This window comes from Enterobacter cloacae complex sp. ECNIH7, from assembly GCF_002208095.1.
Lineage (GTDB): Bacteria > Pseudomonadota > Gammaproteobacteria > Enterobacterales > Enterobacteriaceae > Enterobacter > Enterobacter cloacae_M.
This window is the reverse complement of record NZ_CP017990.1, coordinates 4,555,421-4,572,963: the sequence shown is the minus strand read 5'-3', so window position 1 is coordinate 4,572,963 and position 17,543 is coordinate 4,555,421. Positions and strand designations below refer to the sequence as shown.

The following is a 17,543-nucleotide window of genomic DNA, read 5'->3' as shown; positions in this document are numbered from 1 at the left end:
GATCTCACTGCCATTTACGGTGATACGCGCCAAGCGTGGTTTGTGTGCCTTCGGACATCGAACCAAGCGTTTCCATCCAGGCCTGCTGTGGAGCGTAGTTCTGCGGATCCGCCATGCAGCGGTCGATGGCCTGACGCCACACTTTCGCTACCTGGCTCACGTAGGCCGGGCTACGCTGACGTCCTTCGATTTTCACCGAGGCAATATTGGCCGCCAGCAGTTCCGGCAGTAGCTCCAGCGTGTTGAGGCTGGTCGGCTCCTCCAGCGCGTGATAGCGCTCGCCGTCGACCAGATAGCGGCCTTTACACAGGGTTGGATAACCGGCGTTTTCACCGTCCTGGTAGCGGTCGATCAGCACCTCATTCAGGCGGGATTCCAGCCCCTGTGGGGTTTGCTGCCAGCGGACAAAGCGGGCAGGAGAGCAGGCCCCGACGGTATTCGGCGATTCACCGGTTAAATAAGAGGAAAGATAGCAACGGCCTTCAGCCATGATGCACAGGCTGCCAAAGGCAAAAACTTCCAGCGGCACTGGCGTGACGCGTGCGAGTTGCTTAACCTGATGAATAGAGAGTACGCGCGGCAGCACCACGCGGGCCACGTCAAAGTGTTGATGATAAAAACGCACCGCCTCTTCGTTGGTGGCAGATGCCTGAACAGAGACGTGGCGCTCAATATGGGGATAGCGTTCTGCCGCATACTCAAGCATGGCGAGGTCGGCCAGGATCAGCGCATCGGCACCCAGCTGTGCCGCCATATCCACCGCGCGCTGCCAGCGGGCATAGCCGTCAGGATGAGCAAAGGTATTGATGGCGATATGCAGCTTGCGGCGGTGCTGGTGAACGAAGTTAACGGCTTCCTGAAGCTTTTTCTCCGTAAAGTTGAGGCCAGCAAAATGGCGGGCGTTGGTATCATCCTTCAGCCCGATATAGACCGCATCGGCCCCATTTTCGATGGCCGCCTTAAGCGCCGGAAGGTTTCCGGCTGGGCAGAGCAGCTCCATAATTTATCCTGATGTAGTCGATCGCAAAATTGTTAACGAGCTGGGATTTTAATTAACCCATACGCGACAATTTTTGATTTAAGGCAGCTAATGGCGTATTGATGACACCAATAATGAGGTACGGCTGACGACGGTTTGTTGATTTACGCCGCTATGTTGTGCTTCGGATATGGCAAAATAGCAGGACTATAGATATCAGGGAGTAAAGCTCGTGCTGGATAAACTGCGTTCACGTCTCGTACAATTTGGACCATCAATGCTGAGCGTGCCGGTCAAGCTGGCGCCGTTCGCGCTAAAACGCCAGGTGCTGGAGCAGGTCCTGAGCTGGCAGTTCCGCCAGGCGCTGCAGGACGGCGAGCTGGAGTTCCTGGAAGGCCGCTGGTTAAGCATTGAGGTGCGTGACATCGGGCTGCGCTGGTTTACCTCCGTTGAGAATGACCAGCTGATCGTACGCGAATCCGCCGACGCGGATGTGAGCTTTAGCGCCAACGCCAGCGATCTGCTGATGATCGCCGCGCGCAAGCAGGATCCGGATACGCTCTTCTTCCAGCGCCGTCTGGTGATTGAAGGCGACACGGAACTGGGCCTGTACGTGAAGAATTTAATGGATGCCATTGAGCTGGAGCAGATGCCGAAAGGGCTGCGCGTGATGTTAATGCAAGTGGCAGATTTCGTTGAGGCCGGGCTGAAAACCCCGCCGGACGGTAAACATACTTCAGTAGGTGAGCCATGCTGATTCGAGTCGAAATTGGGATTGATGCGCCGGGGATCGATGCGTTGTTACGCCGCGCCTTTGCGAGCGATGCCGAAGCCCAACTGGTCCACGACCTTCGCGAAGACGGCCTGATTACGCTGGGGCTGGTTGCCACCGATGACGAAGGTCAGGTGGTGGGCTATGTTGCCTTCAGTCCAGTCATCGTTCAGGGCGAAGAGCTGCAGTGGGTCGGCATGGCGCCGCTGGCGGTAGATGAAAGCTATCGCGGGCAAGGTCTGGCGCGCCAGCTGGTCTATGAAGGGCTGGATTCGCTCAATGAGTTTGGCTATGCCGCCGTTGTCACGCTGGGCGATCCGGCGTTCTATGGCCGTTTAGGCTTTGAGCAGGCCGCGCATTACGATCTGCGCTGTCGCTGGCCGGGTACGGAATCCGCTTTCCAGGTCCACCGTCTGGCGGACGACGCGCTCAACGGCGTCAACGGCCTGGTCGAGTATCACGACCATTTCAATCGCTTTTAATCAGGCTCTCGCGTAGCGCCTCAAAGGAGCCGTCTCCGGTCACGAGGCGCTCTTTCTGGCGCTTCGTCAGCTGCTTGATGCGGTATTCCAGCCTGAGCGCCAGCGATCGGTCGCCGACTGCCGTTGAGAAGGCGAGCTGTAATTCCCCTTTCCCCCGCAGCGCTTTTGCCCCTTTCCCCGTTTGATGTTGTAAAAAACGCCGCGCCACATCGGTGGTGATCCCGGTGTAGAGGGCGTTATCAGCGGTTCGGACAAGATAGAGAAACCAGCACACGGTAAACGGATTCAGTATGTTAAGGTGAACGCACCATAGCATGAGAGAGAACGAAAATGGAAACACTGGCCGCCATTAACCGCTGGCTGGCAAAGCAGCATGTTGTCACCTGGTGCGTCTATGACGAAGGGGAAATGTGGTGCGCAAATGCGTTTTACTACTACGATCCTGAGCGCGTGGCTTTTTATGTCATGAGCGAAGACAAAACGCGGCATGCGCAGATGACCGGCCAGCAGGCAAAGGTGGCGGGGACGGTAAACGGCCAGCCGAAAACGGTCGCGCTGATCCGCGGCGTGCAGTTTAAAGGGGAGATCCGTCGTCTGGATGGTGAAGAGAGCGACGCGCGCCGTAAGCTCTACACGCGCCGCTTTCCCGTTGCCGCTGCGCTAAAAGCCCCGGTGTGGGAAATCCGCCTCGATGAGCTGAAATTTACCGACAACACCCTGGGCTTTGGCAAGAAGCTGCACTGGTTACGCGCCGAGCAGGCGTAGCGCTTCGCGGTTAAACGCCGGGAGATCGTCCGGGGTTCGGCTGGTGATCAGCTGGTCTTTGTCGTTGACCACCTCCTGATCGTAAAACTCGGCCCCCGCATTTTTCAGATCGATAACGATCGGTTTCACGGCGGTAAGCTTACGCCCGCGGACCACGTCTGCGCTGATGAGCAGCTGCGGGCCGTGGCAGATGGCAAAGACCGGTTTGCCGGTAGAGACAAAATCCCGGGTGAAGGTCACGAAGCGCTCGTCCCCGCGCAGGGAATCCGGGGAATGGCCGCCGGGTAACAGCAGGGCGTCAAAATCTGAGGGACTCACGTTATCGATGGTCTCATCGATGGTTACGGTCGCCTCGCCCTTATGGCCTGTCACCGTTTTACCCGCCTCTTTCTCAATGGTGATGACCTCATGTCCCGCCTTGCGGAACGCCTCTGCTGGAGAGGTGAATTCTGAATCTTCAAACTCGTCGGTAATCAAGACTGCGATTTTCTTGACCATGCTTCCTCCGTTGTTTTGGCTTCAGACTGATTTTTCTCCGCTTGTGGTAAATACTTACCCGTAACAGACTTCTAAGTGTGGTCGACGACGCTGAGTTCGCAAACGGACAATTCTGTAAAGGGGAAAAGATGAGTCAGGTATTGATTACAGGTGCTACCGGGTTAGTGGGCGATCATCTGCTGCGGCTGCTGATTCAGGATCGCCGCGTGAACTATATCGCCGCACCGACGCGTCGACCGCTGGCGGACATATCCGGCGTCTTTAATCCGCACGATCCTCAGCTGACCGACGCGCTGGCGCAGGTGCAGGATCCCATTGATATCGCCTTTTGCTGTCTGGGCACCACGCGGCGGGAGGCGGGCAGCAAAGAGGCATTTATCCACGCCGACTATACGCTGGTGGTGGATACCGCGCTCACGGCGAAAAAGCTGGGGGCCAAACATTTTCTGGTGGTCAGCGCGCTGGGCGCCAGTGCCGGGTCGCCTTTCTTCTACAACAAGGTGAAGGGCAAGATGGAGGATGCGCTGATTGCGCAGAAATGGGAGCAGCTGACGATTGTGCGCCCCTCGATGCTGATCGGCCACCGGGACGAACGCCGGTTTAACGAGTCGATATTTGCCCCGCTGTTTCGCATTCTTCCCGGCAACTGGAAATCCATCGAGGCACGGGACGTCGCGCGCGCGATGTTAAAAGAGGGGCTGGCCCCGTCGAAAGCGGGCGTAAACATTATCCCTTCGGCAAAACTGCGTGAAATCGCTCAGGGCGAGGCGTAAACTCCCCCGGCTAATAACCTAATACTCTCCGGGGAATGCTATGACTGGTCAGTCTTCATCTCAGGCGGCAACACCTGTTCAGTGGTGGAAGCCCGCACTCTTCTTTCTCGTGGTCATTGTTGGCCTCTGGTACGTGAAATGGCAGCCGTACTACGGCAAAGCCTTCACCGCCGCCGAAACGCACAGCATCGGTAAATCTATTCTCGCACAGGCTGATTCCAGCCCGCTTCAGGCGGCGTGGGACTACGCCATGGTCTACTTCCTTGCCGTCTGGAAGGCCGCCGTCTTAGGCGTGATCCTGGGGTCACTGATTCAGGTGCTTATCCCGCGCAACTGGCTGGTGAAAACCCTTGGGCAGCCGCGCTTTCAGGGCACGCTGCTGGGGACGATTTTCTCGCTGCCGGGCATGATGTGTTCCTGCTGCGCCGCGCCCGTGGCCGCAGGTATGCGCCGTCAGCGCGTGTCGATGGGCGGCGCGCTGGCGTTCTGGATGGGGAACCCGCTGCTCAACCCGGCAACGCTGGTGTTTATGGGCTTTGTGCTGGGCTGGCATTTTGCGTTCATCCGTCTGGTCGCCGGGCTACTGACCGTACTGGTGGTGGCGACGCTGGTGCAAAAACTGGTGAAGGATACTGCCGCAGAACCCGCAGCCGTTGAGCTGGACGTCAGCGAGCCGCAGGGGGAATTCTTTGCGCGCTGGGGCAGGGCGCTATGGCAGCTTTTCTGGAGCACCATCCCGGTCTATATCCTGGCGGTACTGGTTCTGGGGGCGGCGCGCGTCTGGCTCTTCCCGCATGCGGATGGCGCAATCGACAACACGCTGATGTGGGTCATTGCAATGGCCGTTGCAGGCTGTCTGTTTGTGATCCCAACGGCGGCGGAGATCCCGATTGTTCAGACCATGATGCTGGCCGGTATGGGCACCGCGCCGGCGCTGGCGCTGCTGATTACGCTGCCGGCGATCAGCCTGCCGTCGCTTATCATGCTGCGTAAGTCGTTCCCGGCAAAAGCGCTGTGGCTGACCGCAGGGCTGGTGGCATTGAGCGGGGTGATGGTGGGGAGTATTGCGCTTCTGTGAAAAAGACCCGGTGGCGGCGCTACGCTTACCGGGCCTACAAAAAAATCCCCTCAAGCGAGGGGATTTTTTTTATTTGATGTAAGTAAACGCGGTGGTGACGTGCTTCACGCCGCTCACCCGGCTAGCGATATCGGCCGCCGCTTTCCCTTCACGCTCCGTTACCAGACCCAGCAGGAACACTTCGCCGTTTTCAGTCGTCACTTTCACGTTGGAGGATTTCACCTGGTCCGAGCCCAGCAGCTGGGAACGCACTTTGGTGGTGATCCAGGTATCGGAAGAGGCGTCACCCAGGCCAATTGGCTTGCCCTGACGCACTTCGTTAAACACCTCTGTGGTACCTTCTACGCCCATCGCAATCTGTTTCGCACGAGAGGCGAGCTCCAGATTCGGCGCCTGGCCTGCCAGCAGCACTTTGCCCTGATAAGCCGTCACGTTGATACGCGCTTCTTTCTTGATTTGTTCGTCTTTCGACAGCGCACTGTTGACGCGCAGCTCCAGCGTACCGTCATCCACCTGCGTCCCCACGGAGCGCGGATCGGTCGCTGCTTTGGTGCCCACTGCAGCGGTGCCCACAACGGCCGCAGCGATACATCCCTGAAGCAGTAATGCAGACATAAGGACTGCGAGGGTCGATAAAGCCTTCATAAGAACTCCTTAATCATCCTGGTGAGGGAAAAGCGTGTTATCGATCAAATCACATAAGCAGTTCACCGTGAGCATATGCATCTCCTGAATACGCGCGCTCCGGTGAGAAGGAATGCGGATTTCCACATCCTGCGGCCCAAGCAGACCCGCCAGCTCACCCCCGTCATAGCCGGTTAAGGCCACGATTGTCATGTCGCGGGTGACGGCGGCTTCAACGGCTTTGACAATGTCCCGGCTATTGCCGCGCGTGGAGATGGCCAGCAGCACATCTCCGGCGTGACCCAGGGCTCGCACCTGCTTTGCATAAATTTCGTCATGCAGACGATCGTTAGCAATCGCCGTTAAGACCACATTATCGGTATTAAGTGCAATGGCGGGTAAACTCGGGCGTTCTGTTTCAAAGCGATTGATCATGCTGGCAGCAAAATGCTGTGCGTTGGCGGCTGACGTGCCGTTGCCACAACAGAGGATTTTGTTGCCATTAAGCAGGGATTGCACCAGCGTCATTGCGGCACGCGAGATAGCATCCGGAAGGGCTTCCGCCGCGGCAATCTGAGTCTGGATGCTTTCTGTGAAGCACACTTTAATTCTTTCGAGCACGTTATCCCTTTTAAATCTTAATTATGCGTCTTCGCCAAAAGCGTTTTTAAGCCATTCGATCTCATTTCCGGTGAAGGCTATCACATCGAACCGGCAATCCACAGTATCAAAGCTCCCATTATGGCGGGCAAGCCACAAGTGGGCAGTCTGTAATAATTTATGTTGTTTGGCGAGCGTCACGCTGGCGGCAGCACCGCCAAAACGGGAGGACTGTCGAAAGCGGACTTCTACAAACACGATGACCTGACCGTCTTTCATGATCAGGTCGATTTCGCCGCCGCGCCCGCGGACGTTAGCGGCGATAAAGCGCAGTCCTTTGCCTTCAAGCCAGCGACGCGCCTTTAACTCCCACGCATCGCCGGTCTCTTTACGGCTTAACTGGCCGGGACGATCTGCCCCTGCTGGTATTTGAGCCATGATAACTTCCTGTTAATCACACAATCCTGGGTCGCGGTCAGATCGCCGGTGTTGCCGTTAAGCTCGAAGCCCGGCACCTGACGCATCTGGGTAAAGTGGTTTGCCAGCGCCCACGCATCAACCCCCATCGCATACAGACGCGCCAGAGAGTAATCGTTACGCACCGCGCTCAGCGCCTGCTGCATCAGGGATGGATTGCTGCCGGCCAGCATCGGGATTTCGCTGTACTGCAGACCGTCCATTTCCAGACGGAAATCCGGGCCTGCGGTGCCCTGTGCGCTGCGGGAGCTGGCGTAGAGCGTTGCGCCGCTCTGGCTGCCGTTACGCATCGCAATCATCGGTTTGATAAAGGCGATCTCCTGCGGCGTGGCAACGATATAGGCCGCATCCACTTTACCGCCACCGCTAATCTGCGCGTCGGTTGGCGGCGCAGGGATCGTCAGGCCGCCAATCGTCACGCCCTGCTGCTGTGGCAGGCTCGCGGTGACCGGGCTACCGTTAAGTGCGATACCCGCCCCGCCGTTGACGCCTGCGCGCAGTTCAGAGACGGAACCGAATTTCTGCTGCAGCACCACGCCGCCGCCCAGCTTCTGCCACTCATCGGCAAAGGCATTGGCCACGCGATCGCCCAGCGTGCTGCGTGGGATGAGCAGCAGCGGAGCCTGCTTACCCTGCTCGTGAATATGACGCGCCGCATCGCGGGCTTCATCTTCTGGAGAGAGCGCGAAGTAGCAGATATTGGCCCGGTTCTGAACCTGCTCTGGCTGGTTGAGCGCCAGCACGTTCAGCGTGGTATTGCTCTTCATCAGCTCTTCCACGTTGTTCTTCAGCAGCGGACCGACAACGATGCTCGCCCCGTCCTGCTGTACCTGCGCCAGCACCTGGTCAAGCGGCTGCGAGCTGGTGTCGTAGATTTTCAATTCAGCGCCCGGGTTGGCGCTGGTGGTTGCCACGGCCTGCGGCTGCGCGGCAGGTTGAGCCGCGGGTTGTGCAGGCTGCTGTTGAGGCTGTTCTGCTGTCGTGGCAGGAGCTGGCGCCGTTTGCGTCTCGGCCGGAGCCTGGGCCGCAGGTGCTGCTGTAGCCGGTGCAGCTTCAGCTGGAGGCGTCGTCGGGGCCGTCACAGGATTTTGCATCGTACCCTGCGCCGGCGCTTGCGCCGTGGTCAGGTCGCTGGTCTCCGCTGCGGACGGGCTGACCACATCATTCACGTTAGCCGCCTGGGCCGCCTGCGCGGGAACCGCGCTGCCGGTTACCGAGGTGGTACCGTTTTTCGCGGCTTCAAAGCCCTGCTGAATAGTACGGCCAAACACCGCCGCCTGGCCGTTGAGCGGCAGAAGCAGAGCGATTTTGCTGGTGGACGCTGGCTTAAAGTTTTGCACGTTCACCAGTTGGGTTGGCAGCATTTTCGCACCCGGGTTTTGCGGGTAGCGCGTCTGCCAGTCCGTAATACCGGCTTTCAGCATCTTTGGATCGCTGCGGTTGTTAAACCACATCTGCTGCAGATCCAGCCAGCCCTGAAGGACGTTTTCATCGGCGTTGATGACCAGCGCCTGCGCCTGTTCCTGGGTCATCGAGGCAAGCGCTTGCCAGGTGGCATCGATATTTTTCTGCTTGTCGGCACCGCCGAGCAGCGGCTCTTGCGCGACGAGGGCGCGGAGCAGCGTCAGGGAAGGGCGCCCCTGCTCCGCGGTAATGCCCGCCTGCCAGAAGCGAGCCTGCTGATTGTTATCCAGCGCGCTCACGTCAATATCCCCGAGGATCTTCTTCGCGGCGGCGTAATCTTTCAGCGCGACCTTCAGCTCGGCAGAGAGCAGGCTCTGCTCACGACGCTGGGCGTCGTTAAGATCTTTTGGCAACTGGTTAAACAGTTCGGCTGCCTGCTGGGTTTTACCCTCTTTCAGCAGTGCACGAATGGCGAGTAATTGCCAGTTGGTCTTGGTATCATTTGAACTCTGCGACATTTGTTGCAGATAAAAGCCAGAATCAGCCTGAGCAGAACCCTGAAGATGGGCGGTGCTCTGGTCAGGTGCCTGGGTGCCACAGCCTGCAAAGATCAGGGCTGCCAGCAGAAGCGGCACGCTGCGCGTGGCTTTTTTTCGAAGAAACGTTAACGGTACCATACTGTATCCAGTGATTTTTTTTACGCAATGCTCAATATTAAATCGGCAATACGGACGAAACAATGAAACAACACGAAACGGCAGATAATTCTCAAGGCCAGCTTTATATTGTACCTACTCCTATCGGGAATTTGTCTGATATTACCCAACGTGCGCTCACCGTACTGCAAGCTGTTGATTTAATTGCTGCTGAAGATACCCGCCACACCGGCCTGCTGCTGCAACATTTCGCGATTAATGCCCGTTTGTTTGCTCTGCACGATCACAATGAGCAACAAAAAGCCGAAACGCTGGTGGCGAAGCTGAAAGAGGGACAGAACATTGCCCTGGTCTCCGATGCCGGTACGCCGCTGATCAACGATCCCGGCTATCACCTGGTGCGTACCTGTCGTGAAGCCGGTATTCGCGTTGTGCCGCTGCCGGGGCCGTGCGCTGCCATTGCTGCGCTGAGCGCGGCGGGTCTGCCGTCTGACCGTTTCTGCTATGAAGGCTTCCTGCCTGCTAAATCCAAAGGCCGCCGTGACGTGTTAAAAGATCTGGAAGCGGAACCGCGCACCCTGATTTTCTACGAATCCACGCACCGCCTGCTGGAGAGCCTGGAAGATATGGTAACCGTGTGGGGAGAAGCCCGCTACGTGGTGCTGGCGCGCGAGCTGACCAAAACCTGGGAAACCATTCACGGTGCCCCAGTGGGTGAACTGCTGGCGTGGGTGAAGGAAGACGAAAACCGCCGCAAGGGCGAAATGGTGCTGATTGTCGAAGGGCATAAGCCGCAGGAAGACGCGCTGCCAGCCGACGCGCTGCGCACGCTGGCGCTGCTGCAGGCGGAACTGCCGCTGAAGAAGGCCGCTGCGCTGGCGGCGGAAATTCACGGCGTGAAGAAAAATGCGCTGTATAAGCATGCGCTGGAGCAGCAGGGGGAGTAAGCCCCTGCCGCCTGTTTTGCCGGGTGGCGGCTGCGCCTAACCCGGCCTGCAGATCGTTATGCGTCTTTTAGCTAACTGGCACCGCCTCAAACACCAGCGTTTCCAGCGGCTGCAGCGTAATCACCACCGCGTTTTTATACTCCTCCGGTACGGTTGAATTACTGCCGTACACCGCTTTCAGACGAAACTGCGCCGCGTTTCCTGTCGGGATTTCAAAATCTTTTGTTAAATCCAGGTAGTAGCTTTGCGGCTTATCCGACGGGTTACGCAAGCCGAGAATCGCTTTGTCCTTGCTCCAGGATGCCCAGCCGTAAACCTGCAGCGCGGTTGGATCGCCACCAATCCAGTGTGTATCCACCAGCACGCCGGCGTTTCCCCGCGACCACTTCGCGGCCCGCGCCAGGGTGTCCCACTTCGCCTTATTCAGCATTTAAGGGGTGATATACAGCTCCTGCAGCTGGGTTCCGGTGGCGAAGTAGCTCCAGACCTGATCGGCAAAGTCGCTGTCCGTTTGCACCTTCTCCAGCCCGTAATAGGCGTTTTCCGCGCTAACGATCCCGTGGTACATCAGCGAGTTCAACGGGAACAGCGGCCCTTTGCGAACAATGGAGCGGTACGTTTCCGCATCGCGGTAGGTCATCCACTGCTGCACCGGCGTGCCGGGACCGTACAGGTTGATGTCATCGCCCTGGCGCCAGATGGAATCAGCGTAGAACAGCCAGGACGGGCTGGCGTTGGTACCTGTCGTCAGGTTAATAAACAGATTCGGGTTGGCGCTGCGCATGTTGTGCAGCAGAGCGATAGAGGCGTCAAAATCCGAGGCGAACGGGCTGCCCTTAATATGCGAATTGGCATTACCCATCCCGTCCAGCTTGAACGAGGTAATGTGCTCGTTTTTAATTAGCTTAACGATCTGCTCATTGAAGTTTTTAAAATAGTTTGGGCCTGACAGCGCCAGCTTCCCGTCTACCGTTTCGAAACCGTACTCTTTTGCATGCGAGACGCGAGTGTCGCGCGGTTTGTTATATCCACCCCACGGCGAGAGCCACAGTCCAACGGAGCTGTGCATGCTGTCGGCTTTTTCCCGAACTTTGCTAAAACCGTTGCTGAATGCCGGGCCAAACAGCCAGCGTCCGGTCAGGTCATCCCAGCCATCGTCAAGCAGGAACGCATCCAGCGCCACGCCGCGCCCGGTGATAAATTCCTTATTCCATTCATCCATCCGCCCCAGCACGTCCTGCTCGGAGTACGGGGTAAAGAAGCCGATATCCATCCAGCTGTTGTAGTGTAAATAAGGCTTATACGGACGCGGGCGGACGGCATCAATAAACTGGTTTACGCTGCGGCGCAGCTGGCTGGTCTCCGGGAAGGTGCCGAACCAGGTGGTAAAGCTGACCGGCGACTCTGGCTGAATCGGCGTTTTCAGCTCTACGTTGAGATTGGTGGTCGCTTCATAGGCGTAAGTGTTAACGATGGGCTTGTCCGGCAGAATAAAGAACGAGTCTGCGACGATCGGCGAGCTGTTAATCGCCCCGTCTACGTAAGGTGCCTGAGCCTGCTTTTTGGTCGGGAAGAAGGTAATTTTTGCCACGTCTCGCGGCTGACCAACGGCGGCAACGGTGTAGTCGATGCTGGCGTATTTCCCCTTCACCAGGTTCAGATTCACCGTTACGTTAAAGCCCGGATGGGTGAAATCGATGACCAAGCCGCTGTCCTGCTTTTCGACATGCTTGATTTTAAAATCAGCGGTGTGGATTTTCGTCTCGTCCGGCAGCGTCAGAAAGAACAGCTCCTGCGGCGTGAGCGGATGGTTAGCCCTGGTGTCCTTAACCACTACCGTTGAGTTTGCATCATCAAATGACAGAGCAATATTGTCGTTACCGAGCGCGTAGTTCGCGGCCACCGCGCTATGGGAAACGCACATGGCCAGCACTGAGAGTGCGAGGATTTTTTTCATCAGCGTAAGCTCCTTTTTAATCAGGCTTCTGCCGGAAGCAGCAATCGGTTTGCCGAGCCGCAAACGGCGATCTTGCTTCTGACCACCTCTTTCATGGCGTCCATGCCGACCCGCATATAGAAGCGCGGATCGTTGCCCTGCGGGTTTTCGGCAAACCAGGCCTTAACCGCGTCAGAGAAAGCAATTTTCAGCTCGGTCGCCACGTTGACTTTGCACACGCCCAGCTCAATGGTGCGGCGAACAAACTCATCCGGCACATCGCTCGCGCCGTGCAGCACCAGCGGCACGGTGACCACTTCGCGGATTTCCGCCAGCCGCTGGAAGTCGATTTTCGGGCGCTTGGTATACAGGCCGTGGGCGGTGCCGATGGCGACGGCGAGGCTGTCTACGCCGGTCAGTTCGACGAAGCGTTTCGCCTCCTGCGGATCGGTGAGGAATGCGCTTTCCGCGTCCACGCTCATGTCATCTTCCATGCCGCCCAGACGGCCCAGCTCGGCCTCGACGCTGCAGTCGTTGAGGTGGCAGAAATCGACCACCGACTTCACCAGCTTCACGTTTTGGTCAAACGGGTAGTGGCTGCCGTCGATCATCGCGCTGCGCACGCCCGCGTTGACCTTGCGGCGAATATCGTCCAGCGATTCGTGGTGATCGAGGTGCAGCGCCAGCGGCATGTCGTAGGTGTGGGAGTACGCGCTGCACAGGGCGTAGATCTCTTCCAGCGCAATATGCTTAAAGGTGCCCGGCGTGCCCGCGAGGATCACCGGCGATCGCATTTCGCTGCACGCTTCGAGGATCGCCTGGATCGTCTCCGCGTTGTGGATGTTGAACGCCGGAACGGCGTAGCCTTTTGCCTGCGCGTCCTGCAGAAGATATTTCGTCGAGATAATACTCATAATCAGATCCTCTTAAGCCTGCCACGGATGAATAACGACGCCCTGCACCACGCGGTTGACCGTCCCGCTGGCCGATGGCGTATCGGGCGTAATGCCTGCGCTAAGCGACTGGGTGAGCGCAAAGACCTGGGCATACATCAGGAAGCAGAACGCCTGTTCCATATCGATAAACGGACGTGAAGGCGGCAGCAGAATGTGCGGACCCGCTTCAATGACCGGATCGTTTTCAGCGGCGATGGCGACGACGCGCAGGGCCTGGCGATCGCGGCGCAGCTCGGCCAGCAGATCCAGATCGTACTGACGCGTATATGGATGGCTGGAGATGAACACCACCACCAGCGTTTCATTGTCTACCAGCGACTTCGGCCCGTGACGGAAGCCCGTAGGGGAGTCGTAAAATGCCGCCAGCTTGCCCGCCGTCAGCTCCAGCACCTTCAGCGCCGATTCGCGCGCCGCGCCCTGCAGGCCGCCGCTTCCCAGATACACGATCCGTTTCCACGGTTCGCTGCCAAAGACGCCGTGGCTGAAATCCCCGAGCGAGGCGAGGATCGCCTGACAGCGATCGGCGACGTCGCGGAAGGTGTGGCTATTGATCGTTTCCGGGGCGAGCACGGCCAGACAGCTCGCCATCATGGTGGTGATGCTGCTGGTCATCGCGAACCCGCGATCGTGCGTTTCGGCAGGCATCAGCAGGGCAAAGGCGTTATCGCTGTCGACGGCGTTCTGGTACAGGCTCCCCGCCTCGTTGCAGGTAATGGACAGGTGATAGCACTCCGGCACGAACTGGTTTGCCAGCTCAACGGCCGCGACGCTTTCCGGACTGTTGCCGGAGCGGGCAAACGAAACCAGCAGCAGCGGGTGCCCAGGGCTGAAGTAGTCCATCGGGTTCGTGACCAGATCGGTTGTCGGGACGGCGGTGAAGTTTTTCCCGGTGTGGCTTGAAAGCCATGGCGCAATGATATCGCCGATAAAGGCGGACGTGCCCGCGCCGGTCAGGACGATCCGCAGATCGCGCTTGCGCAGCAGCGGCGTCAGGAAACTGTCGATCGAAGCACGCAGGTTATCGATGTTGTTGAGCGAGCGGATCCAGCTGGCAGGCTGCTGGCGGATCTCTTCCTCGGTCCAGGTGCCGGTTGTGGTGGCGGTAGTGGTTTGTTGCATAACTCAGTCCTTAGTCGTGTGAATTCCACATCAGACGCTGGCAATCGTGTCGCTATCTTTCGTTTCGTTTCACTTGTTCACTTAAGCAGTTAAATAAAATCTATAGAAAAGAAATCGAAACTTCAATGAAAGAAAAGAAATAAAACGAAAAGTGTGATCGTGAAAGGAAAGGTAAAATTTAAGGAAAGGAAAAGAAAGGCCTTACGGTTTCAGGCCGTAAAGCCAAAAGGAGACACAATGAAAGGGCTAAAGGGGGAGAGCCTGGCCCTGAATCCAGATCCGCTGGAGGTGTAAACCCCCGTCCAGCGCAATAATATTGGCGCGTTTGCCCGGGGCTAAGGATCCAAGCTGATCGTCAACGCCCAGCAGCCGGGCAGGGTGCAGCGAGGCCATATGGATCGCCTCTTCGGCTGTTACGCCCGCATACATCACCATATTCCTGACCGCGGCATCCAGCGACAGCGTACTGCCCGCCAGCCCGCCGGAGCCGGTTCGAACCACGCCGTTTTGCATCGTGACCTCTTCACCGCACAGGGTATACCGACCGTCCGGCATACCTGCCGCCTGCATGGCATCGGTAATCAGCACCACGCGATCCTGAGCGCAGCAGCAGCATAAACGCATCGCTCCCGGATGGACGTGGTGGCCGTCGGCAATCAGCTCCAGCCACGCCCGTTTGTCCGTCAGCCCTGCGCCGACCATGCCGGGCTCTCTGTGGTGCAAACCCATCATACCGTTGTAGCAGTGCACCAGCCCGTCGGCACCCGCATCAAACGCGGCGAGAGTTTGCCGGTACGTAGCAGCGCTGTGGCCCAGCATGACGCGGATACCGCGCTGTTTAAGATGATGAATCGCCTGCAGCGCGCCGGGTTTTTCCGGCGCGAGCGCCACCACCCGTAGCGTGCCCTGTGAAACGTCAATCAGCCTGTCCAGCTCGGCGATATCCAGCTCCCGGAACAGCTCGGGCGGATGCGCCCCTTTGTTCTGGGGCGTAAAGTACGGTCCTTCCAGATAACTGCCCAGGATCTGCGCGCCGGGGCCGCCGGACTGACTGCGCCGGGCGATACGCATCAGTGCGCTGTGGATGGCTTCCATCGGCGCGGTCACGGTGGTGGGCAGAAATGCGCCCACGCCTTCACGCGCTTTATGCATCGCCAGAGTGTCCAGCACGTCAGGCGCATCATCCATGACGTCCACGCCCGCGCCGCCGTGGACGTGCGTATCGATATACGCCGGGCAAAGCAGCTCCGCATCGCGCGCCGTAACGCCCGCCGGGATGGGTTCAATCGCCGCAACCGCGCCGCTTTCAATGCGTAGCTGGTGGTCGTCCAGCCAGCCCTGTTCGGTAAGGATCCGTCGCGCGCGCAGCAGCTGGCTCATATCCCTTCCTCAGCCGGAGCTTCCTCGCGACAGCGCCCCAGCTCGTCGACCAGGCTCGTCAGGCCGCGGTGCCCGCACTCCAGCGCCTGCAGACGAAACGCCTCGCTGCTTAATCCGTCGCGCTCCAGCACCATCTCCAGCAGCAACTGCAGGTTGGTGCCGGTGATGACTTCACTGCCCGGCCGTTGCATGGCGAGCGTCGATGCCACGCGAAACGGCGTGCCGCCGAGCAGGTCGGTGAGAAACACAATATCGTGCTCTGCATCGAGTTCACTCACTGCCTGCTCAAGCTGAGCGGTCAGCCGCGCGGTGGTGGAGGTTTCCGGAAAATCGATGGCAATAAACTGCGGCTGTTCGCCCAGGATCTGCTTCATCGCCTGCTCAAGTCCGCTGGCAAAACCGCCGTGACCCGTCAAAATAATGCCTAACATCGCGACCTCTTTACTTTTACAGGAAGTGACAGAATTTACCGACAACGCCCAGCAGCACGGTGATACCGATCAGCCGCAGCGGGCTCCAGCCGCGGCGTACCAGCCAGAACATGGTCAGGGTGTAGACCAGCGGCAGGAACGCGGGCATCAGCTTGTCGATGACGTCGGCCTGCAGTTTGACGACCGCATCACCCGCCTTGATTTCGAGCGTGGTATTGAGGCGGACGTAGGTTGCCACCAGCGCGCCAATCACCGTCATCCCGACGATAGACGCCGCGTGGCCGACCTTTTTGGTGTTGGCTTTAATCAGCGGAATGGCCGCGACGCCCATCCGGTAAGCGTAGTGCGCCAGGCCAAAGCGCAGGCCGAGGTGTACCACGTTAAACAGCACGATAAAGACCACCGCGCCCAGAATCGAACCCTGCAGCGCCAGGCTGGCACCAATACCGCCGCAGATGGGCAGCAGGGTCAGCCAGAACATGGCATCGCCAATACCGCCAAGCGGCGCGCCGACGGCAATTTTGGTGCTCTGGATGCTGTTCACATCCTGCTTGGATCGCTCCATCGCCAGAATGATGCCGATAACAAAGGTCACCAGGAACGGGTGGGTGTTAAAGAAGCCCATATGGCCTTTCATCGCCCGCGCCAGGTCCCGCTTGTTGGTGTGGATCTTTTTCAACGCGGGCAGCAGCCCGTACAGCCAGCCGGAGGCCTGCATACGTTCGTAGTTAAACGAGGCCTGCAGCAGCATGGAACGCCAGGCCACGCGGTTGATATCCTTTTTCGTCAGCTCGGCACCGATGTTCTGGTCTTCGTAGACGTTTTCATTCACGCCGGTCAGCAGCGTCTCTTCGCTTTCAGACACGCCCGGCAGGGTGGTGTGGTTAGATGCCATCTTCGAATTCCTCTTTCTGGGCCGCGGGAGCCGTCGGTTCAGGTGATTTACGCATCAGGTCGATCAGCGCCATCGCCAGCGCGGCCGCCGCAATCGCCAGCACCGGAAGCTTGAGCCAGGCGGCGGCGACAAAACCAATAATGAAGTAAGGGATGTAGACGTTTTTCATCATGATTTTCAGCAGCACGGCGAAGCCGATGGCTGGCATGATGCCGCCCGCGACGCCGAGGCCGTCAATCAGACGCGCTGGCAGAACGTCAATGGCGGTTTTCGCATGTTCCGCACCGAAGTAGATTGGCAGGAACGCGCACAGAAAATAGAAGATGCCGAGCGCCAGCAGCGCAAGATAGTTAACCCGTTCAATTCCGTTGGTGTCTGCATTGGCCGCCATGCGATCGCAGCGCGACATGACGCCGGACATCACCGAGAAGAGGAACGTAATCCCCATCTGCACCGCAACGGCAAACGGCACGGCGACGCCAACCGCGACTTCTGGCTTCACGCCGGTGCTGATGGCAAACGCGGTCCCCACGATGGTGCCGATAATGACGTTAGGCGGCTGGGCACCGGCGAGCGGGGCCAGCCCCATCCAGACCAGCTCTAACGTACCGCCGGTCAAAATGCCGGTGTGCAGATCGCCCAGAATCAGGCCGACCAGCGGCCCGAGTACCACAGGGCGGTGCATGTGCGTTAACCCGTTAAACATATCCAGACCGGCGATAAAGGCGAGTATGCCCAACCCCAGCGCCTGCAACAGACTGATTTCCATTG

19 protein-coding genes and 1 pseudogene are annotated in these 17,543 nt (G+C 58.5%); 6 read left to right on the top strand and 14 right to left on the bottom strand.

The genetic code is table 11. The features are described 5' to 3' along the window. Nucleotides 1-4 precede the first annotated feature (4 nt). Nucleotides 5-1,000 carry a ubiquinone anaerobic biosynthesis protein UbiU gene (gene ubiU, locus WM95_RS22795; RefSeq protein ID WP_023309326.1) on the bottom strand — a complete coding sequence of 332 codons (996 nt, stop codon included), beginning with the start codon at nucleotides 998-1,000 and terminating at the stop codon, nucleotides 5-7. Nucleotides 1,001-1,211: 211 nt separating this feature from the next. Here ubiU and ubiT point away from each other — a divergent pair, with 211 nt between their 5' ends. Both ubiT and WM95_RS22785 read left to right on the top strand, forming a co-directional pair. After that, complete coding sequence (gene ubiT / locus WM95_RS22790; RefSeq protein ID WP_059445472.1) at nucleotides 1,212-1,736, top strand: ubiquinone anaerobic biosynthesis accessory factor UbiT; 525 nt, start codon at nucleotides 1,212-1,214, stop codon at nucleotides 1,734-1,736. Further along, the gene (locus WM95_RS22785) at nucleotides 1,730-2,233 is read left to right on the top strand and encodes a GNAT family N-acetyltransferase (protein WP_023309324.1); all 504 of its coding nucleotides are present in this window, start codon (nucleotides 1,730-1,732) and stop codon (nucleotides 2,231-2,233) included. Before ubiT ends, WM95_RS22785 begins: the two co-directional genes overlap by 7 nt. Here WM95_RS22785 and WM95_RS22780 read toward each other — a convergent pair. After that, complete coding sequence (locus tag WM95_RS22780) at nucleotides 2,220-2,549, bottom strand: GIY-YIG nuclease family protein (protein WP_063409202.1); 330 nt, start codon at nucleotides 2,547-2,549, stop codon at nucleotides 2,220-2,222. The genes WM95_RS22785 and WM95_RS22780 overlap by 14 nt on opposite strands. 14 nt (nucleotides 2,550-2,563) lie before the next feature. Between WM95_RS22780 and WM95_RS22775 the strand changes: the two genes are divergently transcribed. After that, complete coding sequence (locus WM95_RS22775; RefSeq protein WP_023309322.1) at nucleotides 2,564-2,998, top strand: YhbP family protein; 435 nt, start codon at nucleotides 2,564-2,566, stop codon at nucleotides 2,996-2,998. Here WM95_RS22775 and WM95_RS22770 read toward each other — a convergent pair. After that, the gene (locus WM95_RS22770; RefSeq protein WP_063409203.1) at nucleotides 2,978-3,496 is read right to left on the bottom strand and encodes a type 1 glutamine amidotransferase domain-containing protein; all 519 of its coding nucleotides are present in this window, start codon (nucleotides 3,494-3,496) and stop codon (nucleotides 2,978-2,980) included. The genes WM95_RS22775 and WM95_RS22770 overlap by 21 nt on opposite strands. A 128-nt stretch (nucleotides 3,497-3,624) precedes the next feature. On the opposite strand from WM95_RS22770, the gene WM95_RS22765 reads away from it, so the two are divergent. Together WM95_RS22765 and WM95_RS22760 are read left to right on the top strand one after the other, a co-directional pair. Continuing rightward, nucleotides 3,625-4,269 (top strand): NAD(P)H-binding protein, encoded by a 645-nt coding sequence (locus tag WM95_RS22765; protein WP_023309320.1) that lies wholly within the window; start codon nucleotides 3,625-3,627, stop codon nucleotides 4,267-4,269. Between the two features lie 40 nt (nucleotides 4,270-4,309). Then, nucleotides 4,310-5,347: a permease gene (locus tag WM95_RS22760; protein ID WP_063409204.1), complete on the top strand. Its 1,038-nt coding sequence runs from the start codon at nucleotides 4,310-4,312 to the stop codon at nucleotides 5,345-5,347. A gap of 69 nt (nucleotides 5,348-5,416) precedes the next feature. Here the strand turns inward: WM95_RS22760 and dolP are convergent, their stop codons facing one another. Genes dolP through WM95_RS22740 form a run of 4 tightly spaced genes read right to left on the bottom strand, consistent with a single transcriptional unit; the run spans nucleotide 5,417 to nucleotide 9,129 of the window. Beyond that, complete coding sequence (gene dolP / locus WM95_RS22755; RefSeq protein ID WP_063409205.1) at nucleotides 5,417-5,992, bottom strand: division/outer membrane stress-associated lipid-binding lipoprotein; 576 nt, start codon at nucleotides 5,990-5,992, stop codon at nucleotides 5,417-5,419. A 9-nt stretch (nucleotides 5,993-6,001) separates the two neighbouring features. Next, nucleotides 6,002-6,592: a DnaA initiator-associating protein DiaA gene (diaA, locus tag WM95_RS22750; protein WP_003861754.1), complete on the bottom strand. Its 591-nt coding sequence runs from the start codon at nucleotides 6,590-6,592 to the stop codon at nucleotides 6,002-6,004. 21 nt (nucleotides 6,593-6,613) lie between these two features. Further along, nucleotides 6,614-7,009, bottom strand: coding sequence for a YraN family protein (locus tag WM95_RS22745; protein WP_063409206.1), 396 nt, complete (start codon nucleotides 7,007-7,009; stop codon nucleotides 6,614-6,616). After that, complete coding sequence (locus WM95_RS22740) at nucleotides 6,967-9,129, bottom strand: penicillin-binding protein activator (RefSeq protein ID WP_063409207.1); 2,163 nt, start codon at nucleotides 9,127-9,129, stop codon at nucleotides 6,967-6,969. Before WM95_RS22740 ends, WM95_RS22745 begins: the two co-directional genes overlap by 43 nt. Nucleotides 9,130-9,191: 62 nt before the next feature. Here WM95_RS22740 and rsmI point away from each other — a divergent pair, with 62 nt between their 5' ends. After that, on the top strand, nucleotides 9,192-10,055 hold the full coding sequence (gene rsmI / locus WM95_RS22730; protein WP_063409208.1) for a 16S rRNA (cytidine(1402)-2'-O)-methyltransferase: 864 nt from the start codon (nucleotides 9,192-9,194) through the stop codon (nucleotides 10,053-10,055). Nucleotides 10,056-10,122: 67 nt separating this feature from the next. Here the strand turns inward: rsmI and WM95_RS22725 are convergent. The 7 genes and pseudogenes from WM95_RS22725 to agaW form a co-directional block, all read right to left on the bottom strand. Further along, nucleotides 10,123-12,012, bottom strand: a pseudogene (locus WM95_RS22725) (enterotoxin). Between the two features lie 20 nt (nucleotides 12,013-12,032). After that, entirely contained in the window at nucleotides 12,033-12,905 is an 873-nt protein-coding gene (kbaY, locus tag WM95_RS22720) for a tagatose-bisphosphate aldolase subunit KbaY (RefSeq protein WP_063409209.1), read from the bottom strand. Between the two features lie 12 nt (nucleotides 12,906-12,917). Next, a complete protein-coding gene (locus WM95_RS22715; protein ID WP_063409210.1) occupies nucleotides 12,918-14,066 on the bottom strand; it encodes an SIS domain-containing protein in 1,149 nt (382 codons plus the stop codon). Between the two features lie 246 nt (nucleotides 14,067-14,312). After that, complete coding sequence (gene nagA, locus WM95_RS22710) at nucleotides 14,313-15,446, bottom strand: N-acetylglucosamine-6-phosphate deacetylase (protein ID WP_063409211.1); 1,134 nt, start codon at nucleotides 15,444-15,446, stop codon at nucleotides 14,313-14,315. Then, nucleotides 15,443-15,877 carry a PTS galactosamine/N-acetylgalactosamine transporter subunit IIA gene (gene agaF / locus WM95_RS22705; RefSeq protein ID WP_045355421.1) on the bottom strand — a complete coding sequence of 145 codons (435 nt, stop codon included), beginning with the start codon at nucleotides 15,875-15,877 and terminating at the stop codon, nucleotides 15,443-15,445. The genes nagA and agaF overlap by 4 nt, the downstream gene beginning before the upstream one ends. A 16-nt stretch (nucleotides 15,878-15,893) precedes the next feature. After that, nucleotides 15,894-16,772 (bottom strand): PTS N-acetylgalactosamine transporter subunit IID, encoded by an 879-nt coding sequence (gene agaE / locus WM95_RS22700; protein ID WP_045355422.1) that lies wholly within the window; start codon nucleotides 16,770-16,772, stop codon nucleotides 15,894-15,896. Beyond that, on the bottom strand, nucleotides 16,762-17,541 hold the full coding sequence (gene agaW, locus WM95_RS22695) for a PTS N-acetylgalactosamine transporter subunit IIC (RefSeq protein ID WP_023309308.1): 780 nt from the start codon (nucleotides 17,539-17,541) through the stop codon (nucleotides 16,762-16,764). Before agaW ends, agaE begins: the two co-directional genes overlap by 11 nt. Between the last annotated feature and the right edge of the window lie 2 nt (nucleotides 17,542-17,543).